This is a genomic window from Rhodococcus sp. ACS1 (assembly GCF_002300155.1).
Lineage (GTDB): Bacteria > Actinomycetota > Actinomycetes > Mycobacteriales > Mycobacteriaceae > Rhodococcus_F > Rhodococcus_F koreensis.
Map to the genome: position 1 here is coordinate 134768 of NZ_NSDZ01000006.1, position 12128 is coordinate 146895.

The 12128-nt window shown below is 63.6% G+C and carries 8 protein-coding genes; 3 read left to right on the forward strand and 5 right to left on the reverse strand.

From position 1 onward, the window contains the following. Nucleotides 1-122: 122 nt before the first annotated feature. The 5 genes from CJ179_RS29160 to CJ179_RS29180 all read right to left on the reverse strand — a co-directional run bounded on the left by CJ179_RS29160 (nucleotide 123) and on the right by CJ179_RS29180 (nucleotide 7314). Nucleotides 123-1394, reverse strand: coding sequence for a CdaR family transcriptional regulator (locus CJ179_RS29160; protein WP_179377664.1), 1272 nt, complete (start codon nucleotides 1392-1394; stop codon nucleotides 123-125). Between the two features lie 7 nt (nucleotides 1395-1401). Then, nucleotides 1402-2817 (reverse strand): NAD(P)/FAD-dependent oxidoreductase, encoded by a 1416-nt coding sequence (locus tag CJ179_RS29165; protein WP_095863706.1) that lies wholly within the window; start codon nucleotides 2815-2817, stop codon nucleotides 1402-1404. Further along, nucleotides 2814-4586 carry a DUF3556 domain-containing protein gene (locus CJ179_RS29170; protein WP_095863707.1) on the reverse strand — a complete coding sequence of 591 codons (1773 nt, stop codon included), beginning with the start codon at nucleotides 4584-4586 and terminating at the stop codon, nucleotides 2814-2816. Before CJ179_RS29170 ends, CJ179_RS29165 begins: the two co-directional genes overlap by 4 nt. A gap of 555 nt (nucleotides 4587-5141) precedes the next feature. Then, nucleotides 5142-5804 carry a response regulator transcription factor gene (locus CJ179_RS29175; protein WP_095863708.1) on the reverse strand — a complete coding sequence of 221 codons (663 nt, stop codon included), beginning with the start codon at nucleotides 5802-5804 and terminating at the stop codon, nucleotides 5142-5144. 7 nt (nucleotides 5805-5811) lie between these two features. Then, a complete protein-coding gene (locus CJ179_RS29180) occupies nucleotides 5812-7314 on the reverse strand; it encodes a histidine kinase (RefSeq protein WP_218834841.1) in 1503 nt (500 codons plus the stop codon). A 249-nt stretch (nucleotides 7315-7563) separates the two neighbouring features. Between CJ179_RS29180 and CJ179_RS29185 the strand changes: the two genes are divergently transcribed. The 3 genes from CJ179_RS29185 to CJ179_RS29200 all read left to right on the forward strand — a co-directional run bounded on the left by CJ179_RS29185 (nucleotide 7564) and on the right by CJ179_RS29200 (nucleotide 12122). Continuing rightward, complete coding sequence (locus CJ179_RS29185) at nucleotides 7564-8427, forward strand: bifunctional methylenetetrahydrofolate dehydrogenase/methenyltetrahydrofolate cyclohydrolase (protein ID WP_095864001.1); 864 nt, start codon at nucleotides 7564-7566, stop codon at nucleotides 8425-8427. Further along, nucleotides 8424-9293 (forward strand): dihydropteroate synthase, encoded by an 870-nt coding sequence (folP, locus tag CJ179_RS29190; protein WP_306454251.1) that lies wholly within the window; start codon nucleotides 8424-8426, stop codon nucleotides 9291-9293. The genes CJ179_RS29185 and folP overlap by 4 nt, the downstream gene beginning before the upstream one ends. 525 nt (nucleotides 9294-9818) lie before the next feature. Further along, nucleotides 9819-12122, forward strand: coding sequence for an FdhF/YdeP family oxidoreductase (locus CJ179_RS29200; protein WP_095863711.1), 2304 nt, complete (start codon nucleotides 9819-9821; stop codon nucleotides 12120-12122). The last annotated feature ends 6 nt before the right edge of the window (nucleotides 12123-12128 follow it).

Genomic DNA, 12128 nt, shown 5'->3' on the forward strand with positions numbered 1-12128 from the left:
GAGCCGGCACTGTCGAATCGTTCGGCGGGTTCACAGGTCCTGACGGCTGCGCAGTCCACTGGTGTGCAGTGCAACCAGACGATCGGCCCGTGCACACATTTCGGAGGCCCGTCGCCTCGATGTCACGGCGGCGCACACAGCACGGAACTGCCGTACCACCGGCAGACCTCCAGAGCGGCCGATACAGTGAACTGATCGACTCCCTCGGGCGTCCCTCCCAGCTCTTCAGATGCTTGCTGAACCCGGTACGTGACCGTATTTCGATGCAGCATCATGCGCTCGGACGCCGCCGCGGGGCTCCGATTGCATGCGAGGTAGACGCGCAGTGTTTCACGGAGTTCATGTGCACGTTCGGTATCGGCTGACAACGGGCCGAGGGTTGCTCCCACGAAGTAGCGTAACTCGGCGACGTCGCCCGTCATCATCGCGACGGGGGCAACATCGGCGAACGTGAGGATCTGAGGTGGCCCAGGCCGGGCCGATTCAGCGAGCTTCCTCACGCGTGCTGCCTGGTCGTACGAACAGCGGAAGCCATCGACACCGTCACCCGGCAGCCCCGTGGCCACCTGGACCGGGAGCGGATCAGCGTCGAGCAGGGCTTTCAGCCTGGCGATGAGATTCCGTTCCGGTTCGCGCAGTGACACCCAGATCGTCATGGCTGCCTCGTCGGTATGAACTGACACCGTGCTAGCTCGAGCAGCCGCTGTCGTCAACAGGTCATGGAAGCGGTCGAGAACCTCGACCGACGCCGTCACCTGCGCGCGATCTGCAATAATCCACGCATCGACGGCCAGATGGGTTCCCGAGAGCGGGTAACCGATGGCCCGCTGCGCCTCCGCCGTATCGGCCACCGTTCCGGCCAACAGCCGAGATATCCAATGCTGCTTCAATCCGCTGCGGCTATGAATCCACCGTTCGCGCTCCTCCTCGAAATCGACAGTGATGCATTCACATACGTGGTCGAGGTAAGTCGCTACTGTGTCAATCACTGTTTTCACCGCCCGCAAGTCGTTGGCCTCGTCCAGGCCGTCGGCCACGTCAAGGCAGATTCCGGTGAACTGGGCTTGACCCACCCGATAGATCCGCAACAGGTCGGCCAGGGAAACGCCGCGCCGAGCAAGTCCGCGTGCATATGTGACCGCACCGGGCGGAGGCGAGATACTCACCGGGTCGACATTGGCACGAAGCGCATCGAGGAGGACCATCGTGTTCTCGATGACGCTTACCCGGAGCATGTCGCGATATTCGCGATCCGGAACGACCGACGGCATGTCTGTGATGATGGAAGCGAGTAATCCCTCGGCGAATTCTGCTTGATGGGGAATGACACGATCGGCGATCTCTCGGATCACCCTGTTGTTGCGCTCGGCGGACCGATCGGCTGTCTCGGACAAGGCACTGTCACCTCCCTCGGTTCCGTAGCGCTGCGAGGGCCGCATTATGTCCGCACATCCCGTGCACTCCAGCACCTGGAGGTGTTGCGGCCGAACAGATGTAGACGCCGTCGATTCCAGTGCGATAGGGATCGACGGCAATACGGGGGCGCAACACCAACTGAACGGGATTGTTCTCGCCGGTGATGATATCGCCGCCGACATAGTTCGGGTTGTAGACGCTCATCGCAGCTGTCGATCTACTGAAGGCACCCACGATCCGTTCGCGCGTTCCGGGCGCGAACCGTTCGATCTGGCCGATGATGGCATCCGTTGCATCGCCACTGTACCCATGGGGTACGTGAGCATACGCCCAGATCGGATGGACGTCACCGTTCGAACGGTCTGGATCGGCAAGATACTGCTGGCCGATCAAGACGAACGGGCGCGAGGGCATAATTCCCCGCGCAATATCACGTTCAGAGGCAATGATCTCGGCAAGGTTCCCGCCGAGATGTACCGTGCCCGCTCGACGGCAGTGTTCATTGATCCATGGGACACCACCGTCGACCGCCAGGTCGACCTTGAAGGCACCGGGCCCGTACCGATATCGGCTGTACGCGCGGCGAACTCGGGCCGGTAGAAGGTCGCCGGCGATATCGACAACACCTCGCGGCGCAAGATCGAGCATCACGATGTCCGATGGCGGCAGGTCACTCAGCGAGCGCACTGGTTGACCGGTCTCGATCTTTCCGCCGAGCGATCCGAGGAGCGAGGCGAGAGCATTTGTGATCGACTGCGACCCGCCGGCCGCTACCGGCCAACCGTAGGTGTGCGCCGCCGCGATCATCATCGCGCCGACCGACGACGTCGCCGGGCGGGTGAGCGGGTGAATGACATGCGCGGCGATTCCGGCGAAGAGAGCCCTCGCCTCCTCGGATTGGAATACGCGCGCCAACGTCCCTGCCGGCGGCAACGCGCGCAGCCCGAGCTGCGCAAGCGCACCGGGATGGCGGGGCACGTGAGCAATCGGCCGCAACAGATCCTGCGCGAGGTCGTCGAATCGACTGGCCAGCGGACCGAACAGTTGGCGCCACCGCCGACCGTCGGCGCCGAGCAGGTGTGCAGTGTCGTCGAGGGAGCGGAGCAGCACTCCCGCGCTGCCGGTGTCGAGTGGGTGCGCGGCGTCGACCTCCGGCCACTTCCACTCGAGCCCGTGCGAATCGAGATCGAGGGTTCGAAGATACGGGGAGCCGGCGCCCATTGGATGGACTGCCGAGCAGTCGTCGTGCAATACCCCGGGGACGGTGTGTTCGCTGCTTCGCGTACCGCCCCCGATGGTCTCGGCGGCCTCGATTACGGTCACTTCGACGCCGTGTTGGGCGAGCGTGACGGCTGCAGCCAGACCATTGGGCCCTGCGCCGACCACTAGTGCGGTGGTCATGCTTCGACAACACCCTTCCCGAATGAGCTGCGGTGGTCGGCGTGGGACCATTGCGGATGGACCCGGATGGGTCCGTCCTCGAGCCACGGTTGCGCGGTGATCATGTCGGCGACGTCGATATATCCACGTTCGATCTCTCCGACCGCCAGATCGTAGACGCGATACCGCTGTCGCAAGTTGTGGACGGGTTGCGATTCGATGTAAACGACAATCGCTTCACCTGGTGCGAAGCTGCACCGCTCCTGAATCGCCTCCATCAATTGTGCCCCGTGTAGATGCCCGTCGCCGAACGACCAACCCAGCACCGCGCCGGCGACGAATTCACCTTCCCGAATGTCGTAATTCTGATAGGAGTCGACGTGGTTTCCGATCAGAGTGGTCAGTGCTCTGCCATGGCTGTGAAGAGATCGCCACGCAACCGCCTTCTCGACAAGCAGTTCAGCCACGTCGCGCCCATACAGTGACGTCAGTTGATCGACCTGGATCGGCGCAGCCTTCACGATCTTGTCGTTCAGGCGGGACTCGCTTCCCTTGCGGAACGCCCACTGGGTGGTGGCCCAGTTTCCTGCGTAGTAGCGCATCGACCACAGGAACGAGATCCTGTCGGGAAAGAAGTTTCCCAGAACCGGAAACAGTGACAACCCGAGAACAAGCGCGAGCAACAGCATCGGCGAGATCGACCCGATGCCGTAACCGTCGGCGGGATACAGCCCGAACAGGTAGACGGCGCTGAATACGTAGAAGATGTTCCATTCCAAGGGAACTCCGAGCGGAAACATCGACGTGATGAAGAGATGGAAGAACACGATGACTACCAACGCGCAGATCGTTACGAGCCGATTCGAGGAGAACAGCAACACAACGGGTACAACGAACTCGATGACGGTTCCCTGGTGCGCTATGAACGACGCCACTTTGGAAGGGCGCAGATCATCCGGGTAGTTCCGATACAGACGCCGCTTCAGACGGGGCGAGCGGAACCATGGTGCATTGCTCATCATCGCCGAGACCACGAACGAAAAGTGACGGCCGAGCTTCGAGAATGCTGCACCCCACCAGACTGCCATCATGATCAGCTTCAGTCCGACGATCATCTCGACGAAGGGAAGGAACGCGAAGAAGATGGCGGCCACCCAGTACTGCTCGGACCGGGCCGCCAGGAAGAGCGTCTTGTCCCGCAAGCCGGCGATCGCGAGCAGCACGATCAGTGGCAGTAACAGGGCCGGGTCGAGCAGTCCGACGCTATCGGCGGGCTGTCCTTCCTTCGAGACGCCGTCGGACAGTTGGAGTGTGACCAGCGAAGCGACCACGCCCAGATAGGTCGCAACGTCGAACCAGGTACGCCGGCTTCCCTTCGTGAAGGGGATCGCGGACGGCCATGGTGGGAGCCGGATTGTGTTCGGCCGCAACCAATGCAAGACTCCGCCGATCGGTGGCGAGAAGCGGAATGCGAGCGGTCCAGAGGACGCTCCGAGCCCGAGGAACTCGAACAGCATGGTCCACAGCAGCATCTTTTGATAGAAGATCGGTTGGGTCCAGAAGGCTCCGATATCCCAGAAGCCGCCGAAACCGCTCGTGAAACTGGCGATCACCACTCCGGTGAAGAGATACGTAACTATCTTGGCGACGTACAGCATGTGCACGCTCCACGGAGTCCCGACACCGAACTCGGCCCAATGGCGCGTGAGGACCTTCAACCTGTCGAGGTATGGACGGTGCTTGAACGTGGCCAGGTCCACGTCAGGAAAGTCTGCTTCAGTAAAGCTCATAGCGATCGTTCCTTCTTGGAGGATGTCAACTTTCGACGAACGTCGTTTGCAGAAGAGAGGTGCCGCCGCGCCCGATCAGGCGACGGAAGCTGAACCACGTTCCGCAGTCACCTGACCTATCGAGAGCTGCCCACTTCGTTCGCGGAGCTCGCTGGCCGGTCCGGCAGGGGCGAGAATGTCGAGCGATCGAGCCTGTGGGTGTCTGTTTCAGCTGTCGATAGCCGGTTACGCGACCAAGACTAGGGGGCGAATGTGATCTGGACCATATGCCAGGGCGCCAAACGTGGCCCCGGTCTTGTGCTGGGAGCACATGGCTTACGACACGACGATCGCCTGGTAGGGACGCTAGTGGCCGAAGATCGCGAAGTTTGATCTCCGACAGTGGAACGCGCGAGAAACCTCACGGCGAGTGCTTTTGTCACGCCTTCCGGAGGATGAACTCGTTCTGTGCGGACCCTGCTGGGTCTTTGCGGACTCGTGGCTGGTGAGCCGGCAGAGTGATCGAACGACCCCCAGCCATCGTGTTGCGTGCCTGGGAGCGTGAACTGTGGCGTCTCAGAGCTGGACAAGCCCTTCGCGCACCGCGACGAGGGCGGCCTGGGTTCGCGAGTTCAGATGCATCTTCGCCAGGACGTTGCATACGTGCGTGCGAGCTGTGCGTTCACTGATCGACAGTTCCTTGGCGATGGCCCGGTTCGACAGGCCTCGCCCGACGAGGACGAGGACGTCACGTTCGCGAGTGCTCAACGAGCGGAGGCCGGCCACCGGCGTGACCATCTGATGGGTCAGCTGACGGGCGATCGCGGTGTCGAGAAAGACCTCGTCGCGCGTTGACGCTCGGATAGCCGACTCGACCTCGGACGGGTCGGCATCCTTGAGCAGGTATCCCGAGGCCCCGTTGGCGAGAGCAGTATGTACCCGCTCGGTCTCCCCGAAGCTGGTCAACACGACCACGCGGACACCCGGGTAGCGGGAGGCGATTTGCTTCGCGGTCTCCACTCCGTCCATTCGCGGCATGACGAGATCGAGCAGGGCGACGTCGGGCAGCTGGTGGTGCGCCGACATCGCGGCGAGCTTCTCCAATGCCTCAACTCCGTCGCCGGCTTCGTCGGCGACGATGATGTCGTCCGTAGAGGCGAGGAAGCTGGCGATTCCGCGACGGACGACCGCGTGATCGTCGATCACGAGGACACGAATGGTAGTGGTCGAGTCGTCCATCTGTTCTCTACCTTGTCGTTTGGTCGGGATGGGGCGGGGGCGGCACGAGAGTCGCAGTGACCCGGGTACCTCGGGCGGAATCGTTCGGCGTGACATCAAGGTGCCCGGACCACCTGGTGACGCGTTCACGCATCGATGTCAGCCCGTATCCGCCCGGGGTCGACGACGTGTTCGTCAAGCCGGAGCCGTCGTCGATGATCTCGATCCGGACAACGCGAGGACCGTCGGATATCTCAATGGATACGAGAACGGTCGACGGAGCGGCGTGTTTGACCGCGTTGTGCAGCGATTCGCTGACGACCTGATAGACGTCTTCGACGAAATCCGCATCGTCGTCGTCGAGCTCCGGACTGACTGACAACTCGATCTGGATGTCGGTACGCCGCGTGATCTTCTCGGCGAGCAGGTGCAAGGCGGCCGACAGCCCCATCTCGGCGGCCATCGACGGCTGCAGAGCAAGTACAACCCCCCGCAGATCGTGCTGAACCGCCTGGCTCAGCTCCCCGACCTCGGCAGCGATCCGGCCGATGTCGGTGGCGAGCGGTTCGGGGCCTTTGGTGGCCATCCTCTGCAGCGCGCGAGCCTGCATTCCGATCGAGAAGACTTGCTGAACGACGGAATCGTGAAGATCTCGGGCCAGTCGCTTGCGTTCTTCCCTGCGCACAGCGATCCGATCGCGCTCCAATAGAGTGGCGTAATCGATTGCCAGAGAAGCTTGGTCGGCCATCGCTGCGAAAAAGTCGAGCATGGTGTGTCCGGCGTGGTAGCTCGGTTCCATGTAGACGTTGAGGACACCGACGGACTTACCTCGAGTCATCAAGGGTGTACAGACGAAGTCGTCCCATTCGAGTTGAGAGATATAGGCGTGGATCGGCTGCCAATCGGGATCGGCCAGCATCTCGGCTCGCCGGTGCGGATACACAATCTGCTGTCCGCGGTCCATCACCTCGTAGGTGGCCAGGTTCGCGCCGCGGCGATGTGACGCCATGAGCAGGTCGAAGAAGGTGTGCACCTCCGCGAAGCCCGCAGCTCCCATCACCTGCAGCCGTCTGGTCGCCGGTGCCACCGTAATGAACTGGGCAGCGGCGACGCCCTCGGACTGCTGAACTTCCCACGCCATTGCATCGAGCACCGACGTGGTGACCGATCGTTGTGCCGCCATGTTCGACGCCGTGCGTGCCAAGGCGGCAACGCGACGTTGCTGACGCCGTTGATCGGTGACATCACGGAACGTCACGACCGTCCCGTCGGCCGTGTCGGAACCGAATTGGTAGGAGAGCATGACGAAGTCCTCGAGGCCGACGTCCCAGTATCCGACGCGTTCGGCGTCAGCATCGGATCCCGGGGATTCAGATCCGATCTCGAACGGGCTCTGCACACCAGGCAGTTCATCCGGTGTCGCGGCGCCGAGTATGAGAGCCCCGGCGGAGTTGACGGAGACGAACCGGCCGACGTCATCGACGACCGCAACCCCGATTGCAATCGCGTCCACGATCGACCTGCTGTTCACTCGATCCATGGTAGGACGCCCCGGGACAGTCGGAGCAGCGGCCGGCGCGTCAATTGACCTAGCGATGCCCACCGAGATCGGCCGTGACTTCACGTCGGACGCCGCTGCCTGACCGATAGGCACCCGGCCTAGCGTTGACGGCGAAGTAGAGCGGCGCGAACGCGCCCGCATCCGCAGGCCGCGGTCATCTGTGCGGTCCTGCGTCACTCTCACGAAAGGGGATGTTCGGTGAGCGCACTCTCGTCCACGATGATCGGGCCCACGGTGGTGCTCGACGGCAAAGCTGCAGCTAAGGACATCCGCAGCGAACTGGCCGGACGGGTATCGGCACTGGAGGCCCGATCGGTCTCTGCCGGACTCGGAACGGTACTGATCGGTGAGGACCCGGCCAGCAGGGCCTACGTTGCCGGCAAACACCGCGATTGCGCCGAGATCGGTCTGTCCTCGTTCAAGATCAACCTTCCCGCAAGCGCGAGCACGGCAGATGCGCTAGCAGCCCTCGATGATCTCAACAGCGAAATGGCGTGTACCGGATATATCGTTCAACTCCCACTACCAGCACATATCGACCGGACCGCACTCCTCGAGCGCGTCGACCCGGACAAAGACGCTGACGGCCTGCACCCGGTGAACCTCGGTCGCCTGGTTCTCGGTGCTGCGGGACCGCTGCCCTGCACACCCCGGGGCATCGTCGAACTCCTGCGCCGCTACAGCATCCCCCTCGACGGGGCGGAAGTTGTCGTCGTCGGATGCGGCATCACCGTCGGGCGGCCACTCGGACTTCTCCTCACCAGGGAAACCGAGAACGCCACCGTGACCCTCTGCCACAGAGGGACGCGCGATATCCGCACACACCTACGCGGCGCCGACATTGTTGTCGGGGCAGCCGGTAGCCCCGCGCTCATCACCGGCTCCGACATCAAACCGGGTGCCGCGGTCCTGGACGTGGGTATTACACGAACCGAAGAGGGCATCGTCGGCGACATCGCGCCCGACGCATGGGGAGTCGCGGGGTACCTGACACCGATGCCGGGAGGTGTGGGTCCGATGACCCGCGCCATGCTCCTGGCGAATATCGTCGAAGCTGCCGAACGGAAGGCCCCGACTACGTGACTTCCACGCTCTCAGCGCTACCCGCTGAATCGAAGCCATTCGCGACGATCAGCACCTGTCGTCCGGAATCGGCAGGCACAACCGTTCTCGGCATTCTCAACGTCACCCCCGATTCGTTTTCCGACGGCGGCCGATTTCTCGCCGCCTCCTCGGCTGTGGCCCACGGGCTTCGCCTCCATCACGCGGGGGCACATATAGTCGACGTCGGGGGAGAATCAACGCGACCTGGCGCACACCGGGTATCCGGGCCGGTCGAGCGGTCCCGCGTCATCCCCGTCATCGAGGAACTGGCGGCACGCGGTGTCGCGGTCAGCGTGGATACGATGCGCGCGGACACGGCAGCCGCGGCAACACGGGCCGGCGCCACCTACATCAACGACGTCTCGGGCGGCTGTGCGGACCCGAAAATGTATGCCGTGGCGGCAGAATCCGGAGTTCGACTGATCATCACCCACTGGCGCGACTCGCGTAGGCACATCGCACGACCGGTGGAGGACATCGTCGCTCGAGTTCTCTCCGATCTCGACACCGCGACTACTCGCGCGCTCGCCGCAGGCGTGTCACGCGAATCGATCATTGTCGACCCCGGCTTGGGATTCGGCAAGAACAGCGACGACAACTGGGCCCTTTTGGCCGATCTTCGCCAACTGTGTTCGCTCGGGTATCCAGTCCTGATCGGAGCGTCACGCAAACGCTTCCTCGGTGCATTGCTGAGAGAAGGCAATCACGACAGGAGCACCACCAAACGTGACACCGCCACCGCGGTCATCTCCGTCCTCGCGGCTCGCGCTGGCGCCTGGGGTGTTCGGGTACACGATGTGACAGGCACGACGGACGCGCTTCGCGTCGCCGAGAAACTGACATAAGTCCGCACGCCACGCTCGTGCGTGATAGCTCCGTCTTCCGGAGCATCTCCGTTTCGACCCAGATCAGCGGTGTCGCGCTCTGTCCCGATTAACCGACTTCGCCGTGGCCTCCGAGGGCTGTGTGTTCGGCAGTTCCGGCAACGATGCCGGGGCAATGATGTCACGCGGCAACATCGGTGGACCGGACGGCGAGTCGGCGTAAGTTCGCGGAGGACTGAGGGGGACAGGGCGTGGACAGTCAGGATTCGACGATCCTCGAATTCGCGTGTCGCTGGTTGCCGTACGGAGGGCCTCCGTCCGAAGAAATCCTGGTCGACTTCGGTATGACGGAACTCCGATTCGATCAGCACCTTGTCAGAATTCTCGGCAGCGTGTCCTCCCGTCACCTCGCACCCGGAGACCGGGCCACACTGCACGAGCAGCTGCTGGAGCGGCGTGAACGAAGACGACGTTCGAACGCTTCCGTCCACTAGTCGCCCGGTCCCGACCCTCACTCTCTTGACCGCCTTCAACGAAAGCGCTGACATGCCCCACCACATGCCCGATATCGACGAGGATGATGTCGTCGTCACGCACGAGAAGTCCTATGCGGCGGGTGTTCCTGCGGTGTTGGTTTCGCTCAAGCGTGGGGTGGAGCAGATGGGTCCGGTGCGTACGGCGCGGACCTTCTTCCGGCTGAATCAGCGGCACGGGTTCGACTGTCCGGGGTGTGCGTGGCCGGAGACTCCGGGGCACCGTAAGCATGCGGAGTTCTGTGAGAACGGGGCGAAGGCGGTCGCCGAGGAGGCCACGACCCGGACGGTGACCCCGGAGTTCTTCGCCCAGCATTCGGTGGCGGAGTTGCTGGGCCGGACCGAGTTCTGGTTGGGGCAGCAGGGCCGGCTGACGCATCCGATGGTGCTGCTGCCGGGGGCCACGCATTACGAGCCGATCGGGTGGGAGGCGGCGTTCGCGTTGATCGCCGGGGAACTCCGGGGTCTGGGATCGCCGGACGAGGCGGTGTTCTACACCTCCGGGCGCACCAGTAATGAGGCGGCGTTCGTGTATCAGTTGATGATCCGGGCGTTCGGGACGAACAACCTGCCGGATTGTTCGAACATGTGCCACGAATCGTCGGGTAGTGCGTTGGTGGAGACGATCGGGATCGGGAAGGGGTCGGTGTCGGTCCCCGACCTGGAGAACGCGGATCTGATCCTGATCGCCGGCCAGAATCCGGGCACCAACCACCCCCGGATGCTGTCCACCCTGGAGAAGGCGAAAGCGAACGGGGCGAGGGTGATCGCGATCAACCCGCTGCCGGAGGCCGGGTTGCTGCGGTTCAAGGACCCGCAGAAGGTGCACGGCGTGGTCGGGGACGGCGTGGCCATCGCGGACGAGTTCCTGCAGATCCGGATCGGCGGCGACCAGGCCCTGTTCCAGGGGTTGGCGAAACTGGTCCTCGACGCCGAAGACGCCGCCCCCGGCACCGTCCTCGACCACGCCTTCCTGGCCGAGCACTGCGCCGGGTGGGACGACTACGCCGCCCACATCCGCAACACCGTCGACCTGGACACCGTCATCGCCGCCACCGGGTTGACGCTCGAGCAGATCGAGCAGACGGCGGCGGCACTGATCTCCTCGAAGAAGACCATCATCTGCTGGGCGATGGGGTTGACGCAGCAGACCCACGGGGTCGCCACCATCCAGGACGCGGTCGCCCTGCTGCTGATGCGCGGGATGATCGGCAAACCCGGGGCCGGGGTGTGCCCGGTGCGCGGGCACTCCAACGTCCAAGGTGACCGGACGATGGGGATCTGGGAGAAGATGCCCGAACCGTTCCTGGCGGCGTTGGATGCGGAATTCGGGATCCGCTCCCCGCGCACGCACGGCCTCGATGCCGTCGATTCGATCCGGGCGATGCGGGACGGGACGGCGTCGGTGTTCATCGGGATGGGCGGCAACTTCGTCTCCGCGACCCCGGACACCGAGACCACCGAGGCGGCGCTACGCAACTGTGCGTTGACGGTGCAGGTGTCGACGAAACTGAACCGCTCCCACCTCGTGACCGGGCGGACCGCGCTGATCCTGCCCTCGCTCGGGCGCACCGACAAGGACGTGCAGAACGGTCGCAAGCAGCAGGTGACGGTCGAGGATTCGATGTCGATGGTGCACCTCTCCCGCGGCGGCCTCACCCCCGCGAGCGAGCAGTTGCGCAGCGAGGTCGCGATCGTGTGCGGGATCGCGCAGGCGTTGTTCGGGCCGGGGCATGCGGTGCCGTGGGCGGCGTTCACCGCCGACTACGACCGCATCCGCGACAGTATCGCGCGGGTGATTCCGGGGTTCGAGGACTTCAACACCAAGGTCCGCCAACCCGACGGATTCGGGTTGCCGCACCCACCCCGCGACGAGCGCCGCTTCGACACCGACACGGGGAAGGCGAATTTCGTCGTCAACGACCTGTCCTGGGTGCCGGTGCCGGAAGGCAGGCTGATCCTGCAGACCATGCGCTCGCATGATCAGTACAACACCACCATCTACGGTCTCGACGACCGCTACCGCGGGGTGAAGGGCGGACGGCGGGTGCTGTTCATCAGCGAACTCGACATCACCGCCCTCGGGTACGCCGATGGGGATCGGGTGGACCTGGTCTCCGAATGGGAAACCCCGGACGGGACGGTGCAGGAGCGGCGGGCGGAGGATTTCCGGTTGGTGCCCTACCCGACCCCGGTCGGGAATGTGGCGGCCTATTATCCGGAGACGAATCCGCTGATCCCGCTCGATCACGTCGCGAAAAAGTCGAACACGCCGGTGTCGAAGGCGGTCACGATCCGCCTCGAGAGGCGGGGCTGATCTTCA

Excerpts from the sequence above, each read along its gene's own strand:
- CJ179_RS29200 (WP_095863711.1), top strand. The coding sequence starts at position 9,819 with ATGCCCCACCACATGCCCGATATCGACGAGGATGATGTCGTCGTCACG.
- CJ179_RS29175 (WP_095863708.1), bottom strand. The coding sequence starts at position 5,804 with ATGGACGACTCGACCACTACCATTCGTGTCCTCGTGATCGACGATCAC.
- CJ179_RS29165 (WP_095863706.1), bottom strand. The coding sequence starts at position 2,817 with ATGACCACCGCACTAGTGGTCGGCGCAGGGCCCAATGGTCTGGCTGCA.
- CJ179_RS29170 (WP_095863707.1), bottom strand. The coding sequence starts at position 4,586 with ATGAGCTTTACTGAAGCAGACTTTCCTGACGTGGACCTGGCCACGTTC.
- CJ179_RS29185 (WP_095864001.1), top strand. The coding sequence starts at position 7,564 with ATGATCGGGCCCACGGTGGTGCTCGACGGCAAAGCTGCAGCTAAGGAC.